Origin of the sequence: Corynebacterium sp. KPL2861, from assembly GCF_040225475.1 — a bacterium.
Taxonomy (GTDB): domain Bacteria; phylum Actinomycetota; class Actinomycetes; order Mycobacteriales; family Mycobacteriaceae; genus Corynebacterium.
Genome location: NZ_JBEHFW010000005.1, coordinates 41,870 through 65,536 on the forward strand (window position 1 = coordinate 41,870; position 23,667 = coordinate 65,536).

21 protein-coding genes and 1 pseudogene are annotated in these 23,667 nt (G+C 59.1%); 15 read left to right on the forward strand and 7 right to left on the reverse strand.

The genetic code is table 11. From position 1 onward, the window contains the following. The first annotated feature begins 35 nt into the window (after positions 1–35). Complete coding sequence (locus tag ABRP84_RS05155; protein ID WP_349852927.1) at positions 36–2,621, forward strand: hypothetical protein; 2,586 nt, start codon at positions 36–38, stop codon at positions 2,619–2,621. A 1-nt stretch (position 2,622) separates the two neighbouring features. After that, positions 2,623–3,255 carry an MOSC domain-containing protein gene (locus tag ABRP84_RS05160; RefSeq protein WP_349852928.1) on the forward strand — a complete coding sequence of 211 codons (633 nt, stop codon included), beginning with the start codon at positions 2,623–2,625 and terminating at the stop codon, positions 3,253–3,255. Positions 3,256–3,281: 26 nt separating this feature from the next. Here the strand turns inward: ABRP84_RS05160 and ABRP84_RS05165 are convergent, their stop codons facing one another. Further along, entirely contained in the window at positions 3,282–4,466 is a 1,185-nt protein-coding gene (locus ABRP84_RS05165; protein ID WP_198010510.1) for an MFS transporter, read from the reverse strand. Between the two features lie 219 nt (positions 4,467–4,685). Then, entirely contained in the window at positions 4,686–6,161 is a 1,476-nt protein-coding gene (locus tag ABRP84_RS05170) for an NAD-dependent succinate-semialdehyde dehydrogenase (RefSeq protein WP_349852929.1), read from the reverse strand. A gap of 310 nt (positions 6,162–6,471) precedes the next feature. Between ABRP84_RS05170 and ABRP84_RS05175 the strand changes: the two genes are divergently transcribed. From ABRP84_RS05175 to trpA, 6 genes are read left to right on the forward strand one after another with little or no spacing between them, the layout of a single operon-like run. Then, positions 6,472–7,998, forward strand: coding sequence for an anthranilate synthase component 1 (locus ABRP84_RS05175; protein ID WP_349852930.1), 1,527 nt, complete (start codon positions 6,472–6,474; stop codon positions 7,996–7,998). Next, positions 7,995–8,642 (forward strand): anthranilate synthase component II, encoded by a 648-nt coding sequence (locus tag ABRP84_RS05180; RefSeq protein ID WP_349852931.1) that lies wholly within the window; start codon positions 7,995–7,997, stop codon positions 8,640–8,642. Before ABRP84_RS05175 ends, ABRP84_RS05180 begins: the two co-directional genes overlap by 4 nt. Further along, complete coding sequence (trpD, locus tag ABRP84_RS05185) at positions 8,642–9,661, forward strand: anthranilate phosphoribosyltransferase (protein ID WP_349852932.1); 1,020 nt, start codon at positions 8,642–8,644, stop codon at positions 9,659–9,661. The genes ABRP84_RS05180 and trpD overlap by 1 nt, the downstream gene beginning before the upstream one ends. A gap of 23 nt (positions 9,662–9,684) precedes the next feature. After that, positions 9,685–11,112 (forward strand): bifunctional indole-3-glycerol-phosphate synthase TrpC/phosphoribosylanthranilate isomerase TrpF, encoded by a 1,428-nt coding sequence (gene trpCF, locus ABRP84_RS05190; protein WP_349852933.1) that lies wholly within the window; start codon positions 9,685–9,687, stop codon positions 11,110–11,112. A 2-nt stretch (positions 11,113–11,114) separates the two neighbouring features. Further along, a complete protein-coding gene (gene trpB, locus ABRP84_RS05195) occupies positions 11,115–12,317 on the forward strand; it encodes a tryptophan synthase subunit beta (RefSeq protein ID WP_349852934.1) in 1,203 nt (400 codons plus the stop codon). Between the two features lie 2 nt (positions 12,318–12,319). Continuing rightward, a complete protein-coding gene (gene trpA, locus ABRP84_RS05200; RefSeq protein ID WP_349852935.1) occupies positions 12,320–13,162 on the forward strand; it encodes a tryptophan synthase subunit alpha in 843 nt (280 codons plus the stop codon). A 92-nt stretch (positions 13,163–13,254) separates the two neighbouring features. On the opposite strand, the gene ABRP84_RS05205 is transcribed toward trpA, so the two are convergent. Next, on the reverse strand, positions 13,255–14,466 hold the full coding sequence (locus tag ABRP84_RS05205; RefSeq protein WP_349852936.1) for a dicarboxylate/amino acid:cation symporter: 1,212 nt from the start codon (positions 14,464–14,466) through the stop codon (positions 13,255–13,257). Positions 14,467–14,666: 200 nt separating this feature from the next. On the opposite strand from ABRP84_RS05205, the gene ABRP84_RS05210 reads away from it, so the two are divergent. The 5 genes from ABRP84_RS05210 to ABRP84_RS05230 all read left to right on the forward strand — a co-directional run bounded on the left by ABRP84_RS05210 (position 14,667) and on the right by ABRP84_RS05230 (position 17,576). Then, complete coding sequence (locus tag ABRP84_RS05210) at positions 14,667–15,149, forward strand: SdpI family protein (RefSeq protein WP_349852937.1); 483 nt, start codon at positions 14,667–14,669, stop codon at positions 15,147–15,149. 304 nt (positions 15,150–15,453) lie between these two features. Next, on the forward strand, positions 15,454–15,669 hold the full coding sequence (locus ABRP84_RS05215; protein WP_349852938.1) for a catechol 1,2-dioxygenase: 216 nt from the start codon (positions 15,454–15,456) through the stop codon (positions 15,667–15,669). Between the two features lie 120 nt (positions 15,670–15,789). After that, a complete protein-coding gene (locus ABRP84_RS05220; RefSeq protein ID WP_349852939.1) occupies positions 15,790–16,155 on the forward strand; it encodes a Rieske (2Fe-2S) protein in 366 nt (121 codons plus the stop codon). Positions 16,156–16,286: 131 nt separating this feature from the next. Then, entirely contained in the window at positions 16,287–17,261 is a 975-nt protein-coding gene (locus tag ABRP84_RS05225; RefSeq protein ID WP_349852940.1) for a bile acid:sodium symporter family protein, read from the forward strand. 6 nt (positions 17,262–17,267) lie between these two features. Beyond that, complete coding sequence (locus tag ABRP84_RS05230; protein ID WP_349852941.1) at positions 17,268–17,576, forward strand: hypothetical protein; 309 nt, start codon at positions 17,268–17,270, stop codon at positions 17,574–17,576. Between the two features lie 11 nt (positions 17,577–17,587). Here the strand turns inward: ABRP84_RS05230 and ABRP84_RS05235 are convergent, their stop codons facing one another. From ABRP84_RS05235 to ABRP84_RS05250, 4 genes are read right to left on the reverse strand one after another with little or no spacing between them, the layout of a single operon-like run. Further along, positions 17,588–17,920: a branched-chain amino acid transporter permease gene (locus tag ABRP84_RS05235; RefSeq protein ID WP_023024572.1), complete on the reverse strand. Its 333-nt coding sequence runs from the start codon at positions 17,918–17,920 to the stop codon at positions 17,588–17,590. Then, positions 17,921–18,652 (reverse strand): AzlC family ABC transporter permease, encoded by a 732-nt coding sequence (locus tag ABRP84_RS05240; protein ID WP_023024574.1) that lies wholly within the window; start codon positions 18,650–18,652, stop codon positions 17,921–17,923. It abuts the gene before it with no gap. Between the two features lie 39 nt (positions 18,653–18,691). After that, complete coding sequence (locus ABRP84_RS05245) at positions 18,692–19,288, reverse strand: YqgE/AlgH family protein (RefSeq protein WP_023024576.1); 597 nt, start codon at positions 19,286–19,288, stop codon at positions 18,692–18,694. Next, the gene (locus tag ABRP84_RS05250) at positions 19,288–20,724 is read right to left on the reverse strand and encodes a CCA tRNA nucleotidyltransferase (RefSeq protein WP_023024578.1); all 1,437 of its coding nucleotides are present in this window, start codon (positions 20,722–20,724) and stop codon (positions 19,288–19,290) included. The genes ABRP84_RS05245 and ABRP84_RS05250 overlap by 1 nt, the downstream gene beginning before the upstream one ends. A 31-nt stretch (positions 20,725–20,755) precedes the next feature. On the opposite strand from ABRP84_RS05250, the pseudogene ABRP84_RS05255 reads away from it, so the two are divergent. Continuing rightward, positions 20,756–21,418 (forward strand): annotated as a pseudogene (locus tag ABRP84_RS05255) (NUDIX hydrolase); the annotation flags it as partial. Positions 21,419–21,507: 89 nt separating this feature from the next. Further along, positions 21,508–23,649, forward strand: a complete 2,142-nt coding sequence (locus ABRP84_RS05260; protein ID WP_232208531.1) for a DUF6049 family protein — start codon at positions 21,508–21,510, stop codon at positions 23,647–23,649. Positions 23,650–23,667: the final 18 nt, after the last annotated feature.

Here is a 23,667-nt window from a genome sequence, read left to right on the forward strand (position 1 = left end):
CCACATCTTTTCAAAAATGATCTAGGCTGGTGTAAATGAGCCAGGAGAAGTTTCGTAGCCAGCTATCATCTTTTCTAGACGCGGCGGTATTTCAGGGGGTTCCGCATCTTCGCCTCTCGCCGGATACCGATACTTTAGAGCTTTACCTGCCAGCCGTGAGCGCGGCTTATGAACCAGAAGACCCCCAATGGACCGTGACCACACAGTTGCTGGACGGCACGGAGGTCACCCGCAAGTTTTATTACGTCGCCGGTGAAGAACCTGGCCTGTGGGTGTCCATGCCACAGCCCTTTACCCACCTTGCCGTTACGTTTGCGGAGCAGACGCTGGAGTTTGCGGGTATTGCCAATGGCGGCCTGCTACTTGATTCCACACACCGGCCCGTCGATAGCACGCAGCCCATCGCGCAGGGCGCATATACCTTCATCGCACCGACCGGCACGCAGCTAACCCCCGCCCCGGATAACCAGCCGCGCCCGCATGGCGCGTGGGAAGGCTGGTCCATCTTTGAGGTAGCGGCACAAGATTCCTTCTCCATTGCGGTACCGCGCCAGGACAAGGCCACCATCACCGTCGCGGAAGGCGCGGATTTCTCCTGGGATATGGCGGTCAAGTCCCTGCCCAACGCGCGCGGGCTGGACGGCGAGCTGGTGTACACGAAATCCCCACGCCTCTTGGTCAATACCCCACTGCACCTGCAGCTGACCTATGTCCCCATCGGTGGGGAAGAGGAGGAAATCTTAGAAGATGAGCTGCCGGAGGGAATCCATGAGGTTCTACCCGGTGACGTATTCGAAGACCCCTGGGTGGGCCGGTACCGCTTTAGCCTGTACAAGGGCGAGGAGCTTGTCGATGTCCTCTATCTCAACTTTGCCGAAACCCTCCACATGCGCTCCAAGAACGAGGGACCCCGCGGCACCAACTTCCGCTTCATTGATGCGCTGGGGAACCTCTCACCGTTTAGCTATGTGCTTGCCTCGTCCCCCGATAAGCCCATTCACATGGAAAAGGGCCAGCGCGTATTTGGGGAAGACGAATCGGTGCGCGAGGAGACCATCAGCAGCGAGGCCGGCTACGAGCTGACCTTTGAGGTCATCCCGGCGACCATCCGCACGCGCGTGAAGCGCACCGCGGCCGAGCCCGTGGATTATATGGATAAGCAGGTCATCCTGGCGGATCAGCTGGATGCGGATGCACTGTTTACGGTGCACTCGCCGGAGCCACTGCCGCTGGCAAAATTCGTGGTCATTGATAAGAACCAGAAGATCCGGGATCTCGTTACCGCCAATGGTTCGACGGAGGCGACGACCACGCTCTCCGTCCCGAATCGCGCCCTCAAGGCCGCGCTGACCAAGAAGTCCTCGCTGGAGCTCTACCTCCTGTGGTCCACGCTGTCCTATGAGGAGTACCTGGAGGGCCTGCCGGATAAGGAGCGCGCGGCGCACCTCAAGCGCAGCATGGACCGTCGCGTGATGGAATACGAGGCAACCGCGGCAAGCGACCTGATCTATGCCGCCATCGCCACGGTGCGCAAGGCGCCACTGGTGGCGCGCGCCACCATCGAAGATGGCATCTTGATACCCGAGCAAACCCACGAAGAGGAAGTGGAGCTTTTGGCCTGGGCGTGGCCGCTCGGCAACCCCGCCAGCGAACCGCTGCCCTTGGAGCCGGTGGAGGAGGGCTTCGAGTTACCGGAGGAATTACACGAGGCTGGCGATCTCATCGTGGACTTCCGCGAGGATGAACCGGCCAGCGATCTCGCCGCCCCGCAGTACCCACCGGCAAGCTCGCTTATCATCTTCCACGACGGCGAGAGCGAGAATACCGCCGGCACGTGGGAGAACTATGCCGCCCTGCGCCGCCTCGCTCCCAAGGCCAAGGAGACCTTCGAGGGCGTTATCAAGAACATCGAAGCTGATCCGCGCGCCAGCCTTGATGCGCTCATGCAGGTCGACTTCGAACGCGGCCAGCGCATGCGCGCGTTGGTGCGCACGGGCCTGATTACCCGTTCCTTTAGCAGCGATGGGGAAGAGGCCGCGGAACCTTCTTCCGTGCTCGCCGCGCTTGCCGATGCCAACCAGGCCCACGTGGAACACTCCGGCTCCCCCTCGCTGTGGCGCACGGCCACCACGGGCGTAGACGATGTCACCCGCCCCATGCTGCTCATGAGCGCCACCGGCGAGGCCCCAACGCCTGCAACGGACAGCGCGCAGTTATGCGATGACGCCCACCGCATCGCCGCGCTGCGCGAGTGCTTCGATAACGACTTGGCACTGACCCGCCTGGGGACCATGTCCAACCTGCGCACTACCGCGCTGCAATTGCGCGTGACGCTGCAACAATTGGGCGTAGATAAGTCGGTATTGCACACACTGCTCGCCCTGGACGCCTTTGGGGATGGAAACACGGATCTTGGCGGCTCCGCCTGGATGCCGTTTATTTCCTATGTCTTTGCCATTGCCGCACGTGGGGTGGCCAATGGGAAGCTGACGGATGCGGCCGTGGCCTCCGCGCTAGATAATGCCCTCCCGCAGCTCGCGGAGGCGGTCTCGCTGGCTCCGGAGCTGTTTTACCGGGATATTCTCACTGCAGAGGCCCTTACCCGCGACTACAGTGACTGATATGCAGGTTATTTCCACCAACGTCGCCGTGCGCAGGCCGGATCCGAGCGGGAGGCATGAGTTTTCGGGCATCGACAAGCGCCCGCAAGACTTCATCGATATTTCCGCTCCCGGACCCAATTACGGCGATGGTTCCGGCGTGCGCGGCGATTCTATCGGCGATAGCGAGCACCACGGTGGAAGTGACAAGGCGGTCTATGCCTATGCCCGCGAGGAGCTGGATTATTGGGAGGATTCGCTGGGCCGCACGCTGGGTTCAGGGGCCTTTGGGGAAAACCTCACCACGCGCGGCATTGATCTCTCCGCGCTGCTTATCAATCAACGCCTCCACATCGGCACGGCTACGCTCGAGGTCTCCATTCCCCGCCAGCCATGCGCAACCTTTTCCGGCTGGGTGCAGGAAAAGGGCTGGCTCAAGCGGTGGACTGCGCGCGGTGATTGCGGCGTGTACTTCCGCGTCATCTCGCCCGGGCGCATTTCTGCCGGGGATGCCATAATCTGCGGCCCCGCCCCCGCGCACGATATCACCATGCGCATGGCGTTTGCGGCCAAGATGGGGGACCGGGCGCTGGCCCGGCGCGTGGTCGATGCCAAGTGCTTGCCGCCCCAGCACGCAAAAAAGCTCCGGGTATAAACCCGGAGCCAAAAATCTGTGCCGCTTTAGGCCGGCTGCGTGCCCTCTGTGGCGCTGATAACGGGCGCCTTCGCCTTGGGGTAGCGGCCGTGCACCATGTAGTAGTACACCGCCGCGACGACGATGAGGCCGGCGAGGATGAGGTACATCGTATCGAAGCCCGTGGCGCTCACGATGGGGCCAAGCCCGAAGGGGGCGAGGCCGATGCCGAAGTCCATCAAGAGGAACATCGTGGAGATGCCCGCGCCTATCTGAGCGGCCGATACAGAGCGCACCGAGATGGCCTGGCAGGCGGGGCTTAGCGTGCCGTATCCCATGCCCGTAAACGCACCCGCCACCACGAGCATGACGTCATTGCTGGGAAAGCCCATGATGATAAGGGCGATGACGAAGGAAACTAGGCCCAGGTACATGACCGAGTTATCGCCCTTGTGGTCCTGGATGCGGCCCAAGAAAAAGCGCATGATGAGCATGACTACGGCGTAGCCGATGAAAAAGAGGCCGGCGCCTGTGGCCAGGTCCTCTTCGCGCGCATAGGCGTTGAGATAGGTGACCACGCCGGAGTAGGCGATGCCCACCAAGAGCATGAAAAGGCCAATGGGCACCACGTTGGGGTGCACGGCATTGCTCAGCTTGAAAGCGGGCTTTTCCTCATCGAGCTCCGCCGGGTAGCGCAGCACGAGCGCCAGCACGAGGGAGACGATATTGGAACCCAGGGCGACCGCGAAGAGGGTGTTGTAGCCAATGTTATTGGCCAAGAACAAGCCCACTGCGGGGCCGAAGGCGGTGGCAAGTGTGGTGCCGAGGGCAAAGTAGCCGGTGCCCTCCGCGCGGCGCTGTTGGGGGATGACGGATTGCGCGACGGCCATGAGCGCCGTAGAGGTCAACGCATAGCCCGCGCCGTGAAACAGCCGCACGAGGATGAGGACAGCCACGTTATGGGCCACGAAATAGCCCACCGTCACGATGCTGACGAAGGCCAGCGAGGTCAGGGCGGCGCGCTTTTGCCCCACGCGGTCCACCAACCAGCCGGAGAAGATGCGCATGAATGTCGCACCCAAAACAAAGGCGCTGGAGGCAAAACCACTGACGGTATCGGAGGCCCCAAAGCTCTCGACGGCATACAGGGCCATGGTCGTCACCGTTAAGTAGAAGACTAGAAACTGACCAAAATTAGCCACCCACGCCAACAGAAACGTGGGTGTAATCAATGGCGGCTGAGCCGCTGAATTCGTTGTTGACAAGACTCACTCCAATTAAAAAATAAAAAATCTTCCCAACCGCGCACGGCCCCAGAAGGGCAGCGTGCGGGGAGAAGGAAAGCAATCACAATTATGCGGGGAGTGAGTATACGCCGCACGCACTTAAATGTTTAATCAAACACGGTTATAAGCGCGCTCTAAACAGTGATTGCGTTGCCGGCTTAAGGCCTAAGCGTTGGCATAAGGGTCGCGGATGCCCAGGTACTGCACGGAGGTGTATTCCTCGATACCTTCCGCGCCACCCTCGCGGCCCATTCCGGATTGCTTGACGCCACCGAATGGGGCAGCGGCGTTAGAGATAACGCCGGCGTTGAAGCCCATCAGGCCGAACTCTAGGCCATCGGCGATGCGCCACAGGCGGTCGGAATTCTCAGTAAAGACATAAGATGCCAAACCGTATTCGGTATCGTTTGCGATCTTGAGCGCCTCTTCCTCGGTGCTGAAGGTGATAATCGGGGCGACTGGACCGAAGATCTCTTCCTGGGCGACGCGCGTTTCACGTGAAACATTGGTAATCACCGTAGGCTCGTAAAAGTAGCCAGCGCCATCCCCGCGCTTACCGCCGGTGGCGATGGTAGCGCCCTTTTCTGCGGCATCGTCCACAAGTGCCGCAATGCTCTCCAAAGCCTTGGACTCGACGAGCGGTCCGCAGGTAACACCTTCGTCCATACCATTGCCCAAATTGAGCTTCTCGAATTCCGCAACGAGCTTCTCGGAGAACTCCTCGGCTACAGATTCGTGGACCAAGAAGCGGTTTGCTGCGGTGCAGGCCTCGCCAATATTGCGCATCTTGGCGCCCATCGCACCCTGGACCGCTTGGTCAATATCTGCGTCCTCAAAGACAATGAATGGGGCATTGCCTCCCAGTTCCATGGAGGTACGCAGTACGTTATCGGCCGCGCCCTTCAAAAGGGTTCGGCCCACTGGGGTAGAACCGGTAAAGGAAAGCTTGCGCAAGCGGTCATCGGCAAGCAATGGCTCCGAAATTGCAGATGCAGACTTACCGGCTACGACGTTGAGCACACCCTTTGGAAGCCCAGCATCGATCATGGTCTGCGCAAAGTACTGCGCGGTCAGGGGAGTCAGCTTGGCCGGCTTGAGCACCATCGTGCAACCCGCTGCCACCGCGGGAGCCACCTTGCGGGTAGCCATGGCCAACGGGAAGTTCCACGGGGTGATCAAAAGGCAGGGACCCACCGGCTTGCGGCGAGTGATCATCCGCAGCGTGCCTTCCGGAACGGTTGCGGCGCGACCGTAATCGCGCACCGTTTCTTCACTAAACCAACGCAGGAACTCGCCGCCATAAGTGACCTCACCCTTAGCTTCCGCGAAGGGCTTACCCATCTCTAGCGTCATCAGGGCTGCGAATTCATCCGCCCGCTCCTGTACTAGATCGAATGCTCGGCGCAGAATCTCCGCGCGCTCGCGCGGCGTGGTGCGCGCCCATTCATCCTGCACGGCACAGGCGGCGTCGAGGGCAGCAATCGCATCATCCGAGTTTGCGGAAGATAGCGTCGCCAGCGTCTCGCCCGTCGCTGGGTTTTCTACGTCAAAAGTCTCACCGGAGGTGGAATCGCGCCACTCACCACCAATAAGCAATTGGGTGGGAACCTTTGCAATTACCTCTTCGATATTAATACTCACTTATCGTCACCTTTCTTGAAGATATAGACCTGCACCACATTACCCTTAACGGACGCGAAGACCACCTATTAGATACCGATTGAATATTTTTCACTTGTTTCTTCCACGCTATAGAAATCTAGGCTAGGCTAGTGCCCATGAAGAAAATGACTACTCGTTGGTGGTGGCGCGCGTAACTCGCGGGCCTTTCTTCGCAACCCATTTTTAGGCTCGCATTCTGCGGGCCTTTCGGCGTTTTCAGTGCCTTTGCTCGCGGATACCTCGGGTCCCTCGCACTCTGTTCCTCAGTTACTCCTGAAAGGGCACTGCAATGACATACACCGCCACCCGCGATATTGCCTATTGCCGGGATGCCTCAGCGCTATTTCATAGCTTGGCGCGATCCAGCGATTCCTTATTATTGGAAAGCGCTGATATTGAAACCAAGAAAAACCTCACGTGCCTGGCCGTGCTTGATGCCGCGGCAAAAGTCACCTGCACCGGCCAGCGGGTTCGCGTCCTCGCGCTCAGCCCAGCGGGGGAGCAGCTCATCACCATGCTGCAAGCCCGCTTCGCTAACCGGATTGTTTCACGTGAAACCACGGAAATTGTTTTTGAGTTCTCACCCTCCAACGAGTCCGATGAACGGCAACGGCTCCTAGATGAATCGACGGCGGATATCCTCCGCGCGCTGCAGCGCGATGATTCCTATTCCTCGCCCCTATTGCCCTTCGTCGCCGGTGGGTTTGCCTATGACTATTTGGCCACTTTTGAAAACCTGCCTGAGGTAGGCGAGGGGCCCAATAAGTTTCCCGATTATGAATTCCTTGTCGCTCAAACTGTTCTCGCGGTGGATCACCTTACGCAGACCGCGCGGGTAGAGGGCTGGGATATCGACCGAGCCCGCTTGGAAGACACGCTCGATGCACTAGCTGCCACACCCATCGACGCGATAGGGGACCCAGCGCCTAGCCAGCCCGCGGGAACCTTGACTGCAACCGCGGATATTGATGATGCCGCGTTTTGCAATCAGGTAACGCGGCTCAAGGGCAATATTGATTCCGGCGATATTTACCAGGTCGTCCCCACCCGCACGTTCACGGTGGACTGCCCCGATGCCTTCGCGGCCTACCGCCAGCTCCGGGAGACCAATCCCTCGCCGTATATGTTCTATCTCCGGGGGGCGGATTACGAGCTCTTCGGTGCATCACCGGAATCCAATTTAAAGTTTGACCCAGAGACGCGGCAGGTGGAGCTCTATCCCATTGCCGGAACCAGGCCCCGCGGGCTCAACCCGGACGGCACCATCAACGATGAATTAGATATCCGCAACGAGCTAGAAATGCGCACGGATACCAAGGAACTAGCCGAGCACACCATGCTGGTGGATCTCGCGCGCAATGACCTCGCCCGCGTAGCAGAATCCGGCACGAGGCGGGTGGCAGACCTGCTCCAAGTAGATCGCTACTCGCGGGTCATGCACCTGGTCTCCCGCGTGACCGCCACCTTGCACAAAGACTTCGATGCCCTCGATGCTTACCGCGCCTGCATGAACATGGGAACGTTGACCGGCGCGCCCAAGCTGCGCGCCAGCGAGCTCATCCGCCAAGCCGAACACAAGCGCCGTGGCTCCTACGGCGGCGCAGTGGGATACCTGCGCGGCGACAGTGCCATGGATACCTGCATTGTCATTCGCTCCGCCTTCGTGCACCGCGGTACGGCTGCTGTTCAAGCCGGTGCCGGGGTGGTGCACGATTCCGTCCCGCAATCCGAAGCCGATGAAACCCTGCACAAGGCCTATGCCGTTCTCCACGCCATTGCCCTCGCGCACAACGCCACCCTGGAGGTACAGCGATGAATTCGCCGCACGTGGTTCTGCTCGATAACCACGATTCCTTTGTCTATAACCTCGTCGACGCCCTCGCCGGCTACCGCACCACCGTCTACCGCAACAGCGTGTCCGTCGCGGAGGTGCTCGCATCCGAGCCCGATATTATTGTCCTTTCCCCAGGCCCCGGTCACCCACGCGATGCTGGATGCATGATGGAGCTTATCGATGCCACCTTGGGCACCATCCCCATCCTCGGTGTCTGCCTGGGTTTCCAGGCGCTACTGGAATACCACGGTGGCGGGGTAGGGCCGTGCGGCCCCGTACACGGCAAGTCCATGCCTATGACGCTTACCGATGCCGGCACTGCCCACCCAGTCTTCGCCGGGCTAGCCACCGATGCCGATCCCGCCCAGCCCGGCGTCCCCGGTACCCAGGTCCCGGTGGCGCGGTATCACTCCTTGGGGTGCACGCAGGTGCCGGCCGGCATGCGGGTGCTCGCGGAGACGGAGGCGGATATCGGCACCATCGCCATGGCAGCCGAAACGGACGATGGCATGGCGCTGGGGGTGCAATTCCACCCCGAGTCGATCCTCTCGCCCCGTGGCCCAGACATTCTAGACCGTTGCATCTATCAACTATCCACTACTCCCACTATGGAGCTAAAGCACTAATGACGAACCAAAGCCCGCTAAAAACGCTGCAAGCTTTCTTAGATAATCCCGCGCCCACCGTGGAGGAAGCAACCGAGGTCTTCACTCCGGTTGCCGTCGGTGATTATGACGATATTCAGATCTCCGCGTTGCTTACACATATCCGCACCCGCGGCGAAACCCTCGCGGATATTACGGGTGCCGCCAAGGCATTCCTGAACGTTGGCCACCCATTTCCCATTACCGGTGAAGGCCTCATGGACTCCGCGGGAACGGGCGGCGACGGCGCGAATACCATTAATATCACGACGGCTGCCTCCTTGGTCGCCGCCGCTGGGGGAGTGAGGATGGTCAAGCACGGCAACCGGTCCGTCTCCTCCAAGTCCGGGTCCGCCGATGTGCTCGAGGCACTGAATATTCCGCTGGACCTTGACGTGGACCGCGCCGTCCGGCAGTTCGAAGCCTCCAACTTCACCTTCCTCTTTGCTCCGGCCTACAACCCGGCCGTGGCCCACGTGCAACCGGTGCGCAAGGCGCTCGGGGTCTCCACCATTTTCAATACCTTGGGACCCTTGCTCTCCCCGGGCCGCCCCGAGCTACAGATCATGGGCATCGCCAACCCCGCCCAGGGCCCCATGATCGCGGAAGTCTTCCGGGAGCTGGGGCGCAGGCGGGCGCTCGTCGTCCACGGCGCCGGTACCGATGAGATCGCTACCCACGGCACCACGCAGGTTTGGGAGCTAAAGGACGGCGAGATTTCACACTATGAGCTAACGCCGGAGGAGTTGGGCATCGCCAAGCATGAGCTCAGTGAGCTCGCCGGCGGCGACGGCCAAGATAATGCCGCGCACGTGCGCGCCATATTTAATGGCTCGGGTAAGCCGGCGCACTATGATGCGGTCGCGGCATCGGCTGGGGCAATGTTTTATCTGGGTGGCACCACGGCCTCGATTGCAGAGGGCGTCGCCCACGCCAAGGGGCTCATCGATAGCGGGGACGTGGACCGCTGGCTGCGCACCCACGAGGAAGCCGAATACTAAGAAGGCCACACGAGGGATAAGAAATGACAGAACAGAAACTGCCGACGGTGCTCGAGGGGATTGTGGCTCAGCGCCGCACTCACCTTGCCGGCATTCGCGAGCGCATCGCCCACGTAGATGTGGACAAGCTTGAGCCGTCTCGGCGTTCGCTTTTTGCGGCGCTCAATGGCACCAATCGCTTCATCATGGAGTGCAAGTCTGCATCGCCATCTCTCGGGATGATTCGCGAGGATTACCACCCCGGCGATATCGCGCGCGTCTATTCCCGCTACGCGGATGCCATTTCCGTGCTGTGTGAGCCGGAGCGGTTCGGCGGGGATTACGATCACCTCCAGACCGTAGCCCAGTCCACGCACCTGCCGGTTTTGTGCAAGGACTTCATCGTCGATCCAGTTCAGGTCTATGCCGCGCGCTACTACGGCGCGGATGCGATTTTGCTCATGATGTCCATCGTGGATGATGAAACCTTTGCACAGCTGAAGTCCTTGGCGGATAAATTAGGACTAGATGTACTGACTGAAGCCATCACCAAGGAGGAGGTGAACCGCGCGCTGTCCTTCGGGGTGGAGATCATCGGCATTAATAACCGCAACCTCCATGACTTGAGCATCGACCTCTCCCGCACCCAGCAACTCGCCGGGTACGTGCCTGACGATAAGGTCGTCGTCTCCGAATCCGGTATCCGCGATAACCACACCGTCCGGCGTTTGGGCGCCCACGCCAATGCCTTCCTCGTCGGCTCCCAACTCACCTCTCACGCGGACATCGACCGCGCCGCCCGGGATCTGCTCTTCGGCGCGAATAAGGTGTGCGGGCTCACCGCCTCCTCCACGGCCCAAGCCGCCCGTGCCGCCGGTGCCCGCTACGGAGGTCTCATCTTTGTCCCGGATTCCCCGCGCAATGTTTCACGTGAAACCGCCGAGAAAATCATCGCCGCCGAGCACGGCTTGGATTTCGTAGCAGTCAGCCGCAGCGACGACCCCGCAGAGTTGCGGGCCGTGGCGGCGACCCGCGGGCTATCCGGAATCCAGTTGCACGCCCCTTTCCAAGGCAGCGTGGAAGGGGAGCTATCACTGATCGAAAGCGCCCGCGCGGAACTCGCGAACGCCGACGCGGGGTTTGTCTGGCGGGCCATCGACATGACCAACCCTCAGTGGGTAGAGATGGCGCGACAACTTGCCGGACAGGTTGACCGCCTTGTGCTCGACTCGGGTAGGGGAGGGACCGGACGCAGCTTTGATTGGACAGAAATCCCGAACGATATCAAAGCCCATAGCCTCTTGGCCGGTGGCCTCAACCTCGACAACCTGGATGGCGCGCTCCAAGTGGGAACTGCAGGGCTCGACCTGAACTCAGGATTAGAAACGCGCCCCGGGAACAAAGACGCCGCCCTGATTTCTCAAGCCTTCCGCACCATCCGATTATTCAACCAACCTGACAAGAAAGATTAATTATGCCCGATTCACGTGAAACACTCCTTCCCGCATACTTCGGGGAATTCGGCGGCCAATACGTCCCGGAATCCCTCATCCCCGCATTGGATCAATTGGAGCAGGCTTTTGTCGATGCCCAGAATGATCCCAGCTTCCGCGAAGAGCTCGCCGGATTGCTGCGCGATTACCTAGGCCGCCCGACCCCCGTCACCGAAGTAAAGAAACTCGGCGGGAAGGCGCGGATCTTCCTAAAGCGCGAGGACCTCGTCCACGGCGGGGCGCATAAGACCAACCAAGTGCTCGGACAAGCCCTCCTGGCTAAGCGCATGGGCAAGAAGCGAATCATCGCCGAGACCGGCGCGGGACAGCACGGTACGGCAACGGCATTGGCATGTGCGCTGCTCGACCTCGAGTGCGTGGTCTACATGGGTGCTAAGGACGTCCAGCGCCAACAACCCAACGTCTTCCGCATGGAGCTCATGGGCGCAAAGGTCATCCCCGTTGATACCGGGTCCGGAACCCTGAAGGATGCCGTCAACGAGGCGCTGCGCGATTGGACCGCTACTTTCCATGAGTCGCATTACCTGCTCGGCACCGCGGCCGGCCCGCACCCATTTCCCACCATCGTGCGCGAATTCCACCGCGTCATTTCTACCGAAGCCAAGGCGCAGCTAATCGAGAAGACGGGCGGCCTACCCGATCTCGTTGTCGCCTGCGTGGGCGGCGGTTCCAACGCCATCGGCATGTTCGCAGACTTCATTGACGAAGACGCGGTGGAATTGGTCGGCGCCGAACCAGGCGGTGCTGGCCTCAATTCCGGCGAACACGGTGCCACCATCAACAACGGCACCGTGGGCATCCTCCACGGCGCGCGCAGTTACCTCATGCGCAATTCTGAGGGGCAGGTGGAAGAATCCTATTCCATTTCCGCCGGCTTGGATTACCCCGGCGTGGGGCCGCAGCACGCGCACCTCCACGCCACCGGTCGAGCGAAATACGTGGGAATTACAGACGCCGAGGCCCTAGAGGCCTTCCAACTCTTGTCCAAGAGGGAAGGCATCATTCCCGCCCTTGAATCCTCCCACGCCTTGGCCTACGCCCTGAAGCGCAAGGACGAGGACATCACCATCCTCGTATCACTTTCCGGCCGCGGCGATAAGGACATCGACCATGTCCGCCACACCTTGGAATCCCACCCCGAACTGCAACTCAAGGAGAACTAATCATGGGCAGCCGTTACGATAAGCTTTTTGCCGCGTTGCGTGAGAAGAATGAGGGAGCGTTTGTCCCTTTCATCATGCTAGGTGATCCGACGCCTGAGGCAAGCCTGGATATTATCCGCACCGCAGTCGCCGCCGGGGCGGACTCCTTGGAGCTCGGCGTCCCCTTCTCTGACCCAGTGGCGGATGGTCCCACCATCCAGGCTTCGCACATCCGCGCCCTTGATGGGGGAGCGACCCTTGATAGTGCCTTGGATCAGGTGCGGACGATTCGCACCGAGTTCCCCGATTTGCCCATCGGCATGTTGATCTACGGCAACGTCGCCTTCGCCCGCGGGGTGAAGCAATTCTATGCGGAGTTCGCGGACGCTGGAGCCGATAGCATTTTGCTTCCCGATGTCCCCGTGCGCGAAGGCGCCCCATTCATCGCCGCAGCAAAGGAAGCCGGTATCGACCCCATCTTCATCGCACCCGCGCGGGCTGCAGAACGCACGCTTGCTGGCGTCGCCCAGCATTCGCAGGGATATATTTACGCAATCTCACGCGATGGCGTGACGGGAACCGAGAAAGAATCTGAGACCACCGGCCTCGACGAGGTGGTCGCCAGCATTCAACGCTTCAATGGTGCACCGGTATTGCTCGGGTTCGGTATTTCTTCGCCGAGGCACGTCGCCGATGCCATCGCCGCAAATGCCGCGGGCGCCATTACCGGATCCGCGATCACCAAGATCATCGACCGGCATGTTTCACATGAAACCGGCGCCGTCGGGACGATCGATGACGCGGATGCGTTGCACGCAGAGCTGACCGATTTCATCTCGGCGATGAAGGAAGCGACCAAGGGATAGAGCCTACCGGACGGTAGCACCAAAAAGCCCCCTGGCTTCCTCCCATACTTGTTGGGTGGGGAAGCCAGGGGGCGCAAATGTTTCACGGGAAACTAGGCTACGGTCTCTGCCTCTTCGTCGTTCAGGGTATCGACCTTGTCGCGGGCGAACTTATCGACGACCATCGCAATGGCTCCATCGCCGGTGACGTTCGCTGCGGTGCCGACGGAGTCAATCGCAATATAGGCCGCGATCATCAGCGCCACCATTCCGTCATCGAAGCCCATCATATCCGCTAAGAGACCAACGGCCACCATAACGGCACCACCCGGCACGCCTGGTGCGGCGATCATCATGATTCCCAGCAGGAAGATAAAGCCAAGGCCGGTGCCAGTGCTGATATCCATATTCGCCATAAAGACGATGGCGAAGGCATAAAGCGTCAGCTTCATCATGGACCCGGACAGGTGAATTGTCGCGCACAGCGGGATCACAAAGCTCGCGACCGACTTCGAAATGCCGTTGCGCAAGCTGGATTCCAAAGACACCGGAATGGTCGCAGCAGAAGATGACGTACCCAATGCAGTGAAGTATGCCGGCAGCATATTCCGCAGAGCCTTAAAGGGATTCTTTCCTGCGATTGCACCGGCAACCACATACTGGAGCACGAGGTACACCAGCGTCATGACCACTGCCAGGATCAGTACCTTCGCAAAGGCAGAAAGGACGTCACCAATATTGCCATTCATACCCAGGCCAAGGAACATGCCGAAAATGTAGAACGGCAAGATGGGAATAACGAATCCCCAAATGACCTTAACCACCACATTTTCCAGTTCTTTGGTGACGGTGTAGAGCGTATCGGACTTTACCGTCGTCATGGCGACACCAATGCAGAAGGAAAGCAATAGCGCCGTCATCACCTCAAACGGTGGTGCCATCTCCACCTCGAAATAAGGGGAAAGCGAGCCCTCATCCACGTCGGAAACGTTGGTCACTAGGGTTTGGCCCGCCAGCATCGAAGGATAGAGCCACTGTGCCAGGCCGTAGGCAATCAACCCCGAGAGAATGGTGGAACCGTAGGCGATACCCGCCGTAACCCCCAACCATTTTCCTGCGCCCTTGCCAAGACCGGCGATCGCCGGGGCGACAAGGGCGAAAATCAGCACAGGAATGAAGAAGTTGAGGAAGTTACCAAATAGCCCGTTAAAGGTGGCAAAGGCTCGACCGAACCATTCGGGCGCAAAGAAGCTGACGACAATGCCAAGCACGATGGCGAGAACGATGCGGAAAAGGAGAGAGTCCGCTATTTTCTTGAGATTCATGCAATCACAATCAGGTTAGGTGTTCCCAGTCCGGGGACTCACTTGTGTGTGGTTCGACGGAAGGAGAGACAACGTGGTGCAGGTGCAAAATCGAGCGAATATCTATCGATCGATCCAAATTGAATTTTACCCGAGCCGCCTTATATTTAAGACACAAGCCCCGTAGCTTAATTTCCAATATCGCGTTGCAGGATTAAACTATGTATATGGTCGCAGTGGGAATCATATTTTTAATCCTTGCCGTTTTCCTTATCGCAGTGGGCGCACTCGCCGCCACCAAGCGGTTGCCCGGCAATAAATACATCGGCTTGCGCTTACAAGAGATCCGAAAATCACGTGAAGCGTGGGATAATGCGCACGCCATTGCAGGCCCCTTCTGGGCCCTAGGCGGAGTCTCGCTACTTTTCGGTGGGGTCGTAGCCTTTCGCGCGGAGGGCTGGATGTGGCTTATTCCAGTCACCACTTTCGTCATCGCGATCCTCGCGCTTTCCGTCGGTTCGAACCTTGGATCGCGCGCAGCATTTCTTTATGAGCAAGCGCATGCCGATGACGAGGGTTGTGGCGATAGCTGCAACTGTGGCTCCGGCGGCTGCGGTGGGGAAGAGACCTCCACTAACTCCGTCACCCAACCGGAGGTTGATCTGGGAGCCCTCCGCCAGGCCGCCCGGCACTCTGATAATTAAATACTTAGCTTTCGCGTTACTTTTCTCCCTCCCGTCCCTGTTTGGCAATCGCCACACTCAGAGACAGGCGAGGGAGATTTTTTATGACACAGTGACGTTATTACTCTAACAAGTAGTCACAGTCGTTTCGTCACAACTAAAATAAACTACCATTCGAGGATACCCTCTACATTGGGCGTTAGCTATAGTGGTTCCATTCCACTAAATACATTTCCTGTGGAAATTCATAGAGCTCGCATAAAGGTTCCGCACAGTGCTACTCAGCCGCTACACCTAGCGCACGCAAGCGTAGACAATGGGAGGCATGAAGAAAACAACAGCTCTCGCCGCAATCGCCGTTTCCACTTTTAGCATCGGTTCTTATGTCGCCGACTCCCACCGCATCGATCCGGAATCACAAGCCGTAGGAGGGGAGGGTCCGCACCCCATGGTTAATGACTTAGGGCTCGACTCCGGCACTTATGAACTCACACCCTCCGAGTCTGGTTCCATCGCCACCTGGAACGGCAACCTTTCCTAATGACATGTTTCACGTGAAACCTACACCCAATACTTCCACGTTATGATGACCAGACACGTGTTACTAACCGTCGCCGAAATCATGTTCCGGCCTTGAACCATTCAGGATAGAGTAGAGGCTATGACTATCTGTTCACGCCGCATGTTCTTGCTCGGATCCGCCACGACTTTCGCAGGTGCATACCTCGCGGCCTGTGGCTCAGAACCATCCGCGGAGATCGCGGCAACAGACATTCCCGTAGGCTCTGGGGTCATCGTCGATGGGGTTATCTTCACACAGCCGCAAGAGGGGGAGTTTAAGGCCTACTCCCAAACCTGCCCGCACCAACAAAACCCCATTACAGAAATCGACGGTATGACTGCTACCTGCACGGCGCATCATACGTCCTATAACCTGAAAGACGGTTCGGTCATTGAAGGACCTGGCCGCGACCCACTCAAAGAATTTGAGGTAAGCCAAGAGGGTACAAAGGTCACTACTGCGTAAATCCCCGCGGACGCTTCACCCTCTACGCCCATCGTTTCACGTGAAACCATGAGACTCAATGGGAGTACGCAGAAGAAAATTATCCGCACTACCTTTCGTGGAACCAAGCGAGACGGTTTACACTTTGGGTCATGCTGCACAGACTTAAAAAGCCGGATCCGCTCATCGTCCTCATCCTTACGGCCGTCGCAATCGCGATCATTGCACCGGCCCGCGGCACCTTCGCTGACGTCTTTGGCAGCCTGACGAATGTGGCGATCGCGCTGTTGTTTTTTCTCTACGGCGCGCGGCTATCCACCCAAGAAGCTCTAAATGGGCTTAAGCACTGGCGGCTTCACCTCACCATTCTCGCGTTCACCTTCGTCATTTATCCTCTCATTGGCTTGGCACTGCGGCCCCTCACTGGGTTCATTACGGACGATATGTACATGGGGATCCTATTCCTCACGCTGGTCCCGTCCACCGTGCAGTCCTCAGTGGCATTTACCTCCATTGCCAAGGGAAACGTATCCGGGGCCATTGTCTCCGCCTCAACCTCCAACTTGGCCGGCGTCTTCATCACGCCAGTCCTAGTCATGCTGCTCATGGGTACCGGTTCCGGCCTGCAAATCGATACCTCCGTCTTTGGGGAGATCTCCCTTTTGCTTCTCGCGCCATTTGTGTTCGGCCAACTAACTCGACGCTGGATAGCGGACTTCGCCCAGAGCAACGCTACAAAGGTGGTGGACCGCGGGTCCATTGCCATGGTGGTCTATTCGGCTTTTTCCAAGGGTGTGGTGGATGGAATCTGGTCCTCCATTTCTGCCTGGGAGATTGTCTTCCTCGTCGTTTTCGCCGCGGCATTCGTCATCTTCATGCTTTGGCTAACACAGTTCATCTCCGGAAAACTGGGTTTTTCTCGCGCCGATACCATTGCGATCCAATTCTGTGGCTCCAAGAAGTCCTTGGCCACCGGCCTTCCCATGGCCTCAGTCATGTTTGCCTCAGGACCGACATCGCTCGGTCTATTGATTCTCCCGCTGATGATTTACCACCAGGTGCAGCTAATGATCTGTTCTGTGTTGGCCTCCCGGTACGCGCAACGGGACGAAGAGCAACTACACTAGGTTCCCATGGCTAATTACCTTTATGTGCGCACCGAACTCTCCGTCCCGGGAGTGGGCTCCGCGGTCCACCTCGCAGAACTAGAAGAACACGATGCCCAGCGCTGCCGCATGCACCGCATGATCGCTTTGGATCCTGCGGACTCCGTCGTCGGGGTAGCGACCCCAAATAGTTCCACGGGAAACGTGGACAAGCCGCAAGAAGTGGTTCCGCACCCCGATACCTACGGTGAGTTCCCGGATATTAGCGCCCAGTACATGGACCAAGAACAATTTGAAGCGCTGTGGACGGAGGCTACCACCAAGTTTGGGCTTTAGCTAAGCGCGGGCTAGAGCACCAAGTTCACTAGGATCATATAGAACGCGGTCCCGCAGAAGATGGATAATCCGGAATCCCGCTTCCACCTGTGCAGCCCAGCGGTGACCAACACACCCAGCAAGACTGGCCATAGGCCGCCGGTGCCATCCGCCTGTCCGGCAACGGCATAGACCACCAGGATCGTCATTACGCCCACGGGCATCATCAAGCCCAGCAGCGAAAAGAACTCGCTATCTTTCATCCACTTCTTTGCGGAGAAGGGAAGCTCCCGCAATAAAACGGTCACGATGCCAACGGGGATAAGGACCGCGGCAATCGCGCCTAAGCTGACTCCCGCCGGCATTTAGTCATCCTCCTTCACGGTCGTGGAGGCAAGCGGCTGCAGCCGCCAGGTGAGCGCGTTATCTACGCGAGGCGATAGATAGCGAATGATGAGCAACAGGAAATAGGCGCTCAGGGAGAGCATCAGCAGCTGCCCCGGGGTAATGAAAGCGGCGAGAATACCCAAGGCTGCAGCGGATAGCGGGAGGAACAGATCCTGATTATTGCGGAAGGAGTCCATCGCCAAGACGACGAAGAGGGCAACAAGCGCGAATTCCATTCCCTCGACGGAGGAGGGGATTACCTGGCCGGCGAGTGCACCAACGAGTCCGCCGCCCACCCACAGCATTTGGCAAAAGATTTGGATGCTCAGGATGCGGGTGCCGCTCAGCCGCTCCTCGCGCGGCAGTGCCGAGACGATGGCATACGTTTCATCCGTGAGGGCATAGGTGGAATAGGCCTTGCCCACGGGGGACTTAATCCGCTTGCGGGGAAACGTTAGCCCATAAAAGATATGGCGGAAATTCACCATAAAACCGGTAAGCAGCGAGGAAAGCGCGGAAACTCCGCCGGTAACCATGGAAATGGCGAGAAACTCCATAGAACCGGCGTAGATGACGATGGAAAATATGGGCGTCCACCACCAGCTAAAGCCGGATTGGACCATCAGGAGGCCAAAAGCCAAGCCCAATGGAATTAGCCCGAGAGCCGCCGCCCACGTGTCTTTAATGCCCTTGTGGATTTCCTCGCGCATACGGGTTAGTGTAACCGATCACTTTCCGCCGCCTAGGAATTAATTATCATCCACATTCACGGGATAGGTGGAATACAACGGCAAGGGCATAGGCTGGCGTTTCATGACATCGGCCCATAGATCGGCCGGGCCTGGGGCCACCACGTCCTGCGCTAGGGCGGGTGCTACGAACCATTCGCCGGCTTCGATTTCTTCCTCCAGTTGCCCGGGACCCCACTCGGCGTAACCGGCAAACATGCGCGTCCCGGTGACCAGCGGCTCGATATCTTCCGGGTTGGAGCGCAGATCCACGTGCGCTAGGCGCGGTGCGAGGCGGCTGAGTTGTTCTTCTTTATCTGGATCCACACCTTGCTTGGTCTGCGCCAAGCCCACGACGGATTGCTGGTTGAGCGGACCGCCGATATACAGCGCCTGCGGTTTAGCAACGACGGGCATCCATTCTGGAAGCACGTTAAAAATGGCCACTTCTGAGCGCTTAGTGAGGTCCACGCCAAAGGTCATCATGTCATTGTGCTCAACCAGCAGGATGACAGAACGGGCGAATTCTGGGGACAGCATCCCCGGTGCGGACACGAGTAATTGCCCAGGGGCGGGTTCGTTGCGCTCGAGGGCATTAAATAATCTATCGGCAAACATCACTGTTTAGACTCCCACCACTGACGCAACTTCGCAATAGCCTCTTCCCGCTCGAGGGGGCCGTACTCCAAGCGCATTTCCTTCAAGTAGGACCAAGCCTGACCCACTTCGGGCCCAGGGGAGAGGCCCAGGATTTCCATGATCTCGTTACCATCGAGGTCCGGGCGCACCCGCGCGAGGTCTTCCTTGCGGCCAATCTCCGCGATTCGCTCCTCCAATTGGTCATAGGTGCGCTGCAAGCGGCGCGCCTTCTTGGCATTGCGGGTAGTGCAATCGGCGCGCACCAGCTTGTGCAGGCGGGGAAGGAGGTCACCCGCGTCGTTCACATAGCGCCGCACGGCAGAATCGGTCCATTGATTTTCCCCAAAGCCATGGAAACGCATGTGCAGGTACACCAACTGGCCAATATCTTCCGTCGTGGCCTTGGGGTATTTCAGCTTCCGCAGCCGCTTCCGCGTGAGCTTGGCGCCCACCACCTCGTGGTGGTGGAAAGAAACCTTACCGTCGGTGTTATCGAAGGTATCGGGCTTGCCGATGTCATGCAGCAATGCGGCCCACCGCAATACCAAGTCGGGACCGTCCTCTTCTTGATCCATCGCCTGGCGCAGCACCTTCAACGAATGCGCGTAGACGTCCTTATGCTGCGCGTGCTCGTCCGTGGTCATGCGCAGGGCAGGGATCTCCGGGAAGATATAGTCCGCAATCCCGGTATTGACCAGTAGGTCGATGCCATCCCACGGCGCCTTGCCGCAGATGAGCTTATCCAGCTCCACTTGAACGCGCTCTACCGTAATCCGCTGGATCTCTGCCGCCATATCGCGCATGGCAGCAACCACGCGGTCTGCCACGTGAAACTCTAATTGGGACGCAAAGCGCGCGGCGCGCAGCATCCGCAGTGGATCATCGTGGAAGGAGATTTCCGGTTTATCGGGGGTGTCGAGCACCTTGTTGGCCACATCGTGGAGGCCGCCGAGGGGATCGTGGAACTCAAAGGTGGCATCGGCAAGCAGCTCAATAGCCATGGCATTGACCTTGAAGTCGCGCCGCACCAAATCGCCTTCCAGGCTATCGCCGTAGATGACCTCGGGGTTGCGGGACTGCCCATCATAGGAATCAGAGCGGAAGGTGGTGATTTCTATCTGTTGGCCCTTGTACACGGCGGATACGGTGCCATAGGCAATGCCGGTATCCCATACCGTTTCGGCCCACTCATCCAGGATTTCCTTGACCACCTCTGGGCGCGCTGGGGTGGTGAAGTCCAGATCATTGCCCAAGCGGCCGAGGAGGGCATCGCGCACCGAGCCGCCCACGAGGTAGAGGGCATGTCCGCGCGCGCTGAATTTCTCCACCAGCCCGCTCAATAAGCCACTGAGCGAGTTCACGGTAGACTCCGCGCGCGCAAGAACGCCGATTAACTGAGTGTCCTGAAAATTCACGGGTGAGAGTCTACTACGATTGGCAGGGATGACTAACCAAGAACAAGGCTCCGCGCAAGGCCCCTCCAAAGGAGGCGGCCGTAGCCGTAACCGGCGCCGGCGCCGGCGGCGGCCGGATAACCGCACGCGCCGCAACACCCAGCAGCGCAGGCAGCAACGCGGCGGCAATAATCACGGCACCTCCACCGTCATGGAGACCCGCGATGAGACATCTGCGGGCGGGCTCGTAATCTCCGGGCTGGCCGAGTGCGTCGACGGCAACGGTAAGGCGGACCTGTCCCGCGTCTACGTAGCGCTGATTGGGCGCTTAGACCGCCGCGGGCGTTTATTGTGGTCCATGCCCAAGGGGCACGTGGAAAATGACGAGGCCAAGGAGGTCACCGCAGAGCGCGAGGTATGGGAAGAAACCGGTATTTCTGGCGAGGTTTTCGCTGACCTCGGCGTGATCGATTATTGGTTCGTTTCTGATGGCGTCCGCATTCACAAGACGGTGCACCACCATCTGCTGCGCTTTGTGGACGGCATCATGAACGATGAGGATCCAGAGGTTACCGAGGTGTCCTGGGTTCCCGTTTCTGAACTCATCGAGCACTTGGCGTACGCGGACGAACGTAAGCTCGCGCGCATCGCGCACGATCTCCTCCCGGATCTCGCACGAAAGGAAGCCGACGCAGGGAAAGCGACCCCACGCTAATGCACAAGCGCCTCAGATCACTCGCCGCGGCTGGCGGTTGCGCGGTACTTGCCGGTTGGGGATTGTTCTTACCAAGCGCGGCGGCCCAAATGGACTCTGTCCCGGACGAGCAGAAGGATATCCAAGCCTGGTTGGGCGCGCGCGGGCCGGAGCGCGCCGATCTGGATCTTATCGATGCCCAGCCCTTTACCGTAGGCACTGACCTGCAGCTTCGCTTCCGCGTGCATAACCCCACCGATCAGCCCTTGGAAGATCTGCAGGTAACTAGCCGCCGCGGCGATAGCGTGGCCGATGCGGCAGAAGCGCGTACGGAAATGGCCACCGGCGATTTTCCTTATTATGGCTCGGGTATGACGACAGCACCGCTGCAGCCAGGGGAAACCCGGGAGATAAGCTTCACCGTGCCCAGTGGCTTAGATGCCGAGCGTACCTTGGCAATCAATGAACCCGGCGCCTATCCGCTGTTATTTACCCTGACCGGCACTCTCGAGGGCGATGCGGTCAGCTTGGCAGAGGAACGCTTTGTGGCCCAGTTCTCTGGAGACGGGCCGACAGATGCCGGACATACCGCGGCAGCGGAAGAAGCGGCACCAGAAGAAGAACACGACGAAGCCGAAGAACCCCAATCGCACGATCTCACGGTGGTCTATCCCATCAGCGCGAACTTAAACATCGTCCCCGGCGGGCTCGGGGGAGAAGAGCTCATCTTGTCCTCCGATGAGTTAGGGCACGAGCTGCACGAAGGCGGCCGCCTCGATAAGTTGGTTTCTACCTACGAGGATCATGACCTGCAGGGGGCCGGCTGTGTGGCCATCGACCCCGCGCTGCTCGATACCGTCAACCGCATGTCGCAAGGCTATACGGTCAATTCCACCCGCCCCGCCCAAGGCGATCGCCCCAAGCGCCTGCGCGATTCCTGGTCGCGGGGCAGTGACGATGACAAGGGGGAGCCAGGCGATGCGAAAAATGATGCCGAGCGGTGGCTGGAGCGCCTGCGCGAGTTGGATTGCTTCATCGCCATGCCCTGGGCCAATGCGAATGCCTCTGCGGTAGCAAGGGCTAATAATCCCGCCCTTGTCTTTGAGGGTTTGCAGCGCGGCAACCAAACCATCGAACGCGTCCTGGGCAAGGCCCCGGCCAGCAATATCTTGGCGGTAGGTTCCGGCTATATTGACCAAAAATTGCCGGTTCCATCCCTGGTTGCGGATAACTCGAACTGGTCCGGCGAGGCCGCGACTTTCGATTCCTCCCTTGGCGCCCTGCTATCCCAAACCGGCTCCAAGCCGCAGACGGTGGGCTATTCCAACCCGGAGCTGCGCTATGACTACGCCAAAGATTCTGCTCTGTCTCGCGCCATCACGGGCGAGGCGGCCCTCAGCCTCGCGGGCGGGGAAGATACCGTGGCCAAGCTTCCCAACTACTTAGACCCAAGCGCGGCCGAACATGCACTCGCCGCCGCGGAAGACTTGCTCGACTCCGGCCACTCCCGTCCCCGCGGGATCAGCGCGGTGGAATTGCAGCAGGGCGATCCGAACGCTCCCACCGGCAGCCCCTTTATCGATCCGGCGGTCTTTTCGGAACCCGAATTGGCCCGCGTTGAGCAACAGGCGCGCTATACCGATGAGCTGATGAATATCGTGGTCGATGACCCTGATATCACCATGACGCGCTCTGAATTCGTGCTGCCGCTGCGCCGCGATCTCCTCAATTCCTTATCGCTTAATAATCGCGATAGCTTGGCCACCCACGCGGCAGCGCGCCAGTCCTTTTCCCGCACTATGGAGATGCACTCTAATACGCTGCGGGATTTGCGCGATTCCGTTTCCCTCATCCCGCCGGGCAATGTTTATACCCGCGTATCTGAGTCATCGCCGCTGCTCATCGTGGCCGAAAATGGCCTGCCATTGCCGGTGGAGGCAAAGCTGCAATACGATGCCCCCGATGGCGCGCGGCTCAACACGCCCAAAAGCGTCCGTATTCCCGCTAAGGGCTCTATTACTGTATCCATGACCGCTGATATGCCGAAGGACGCGGATCGCACAGATATTGGGCTGTGGCTGGCCACACCTAAAGATCAGACCATTTCGCAGCCCATCACTATCTCCGTGCAGACACGTGCCGGTATCGTAACCTTATACGCTGCCGGCATAGCCGGCGCTCTCGCGCTGGTTTTGGCTACGCTCTTTCGGCTTGGCCGTCACCGACGCAAAAATCACAAGGCTGAAAAGTAAAAGTTGAAGTTGTATCCT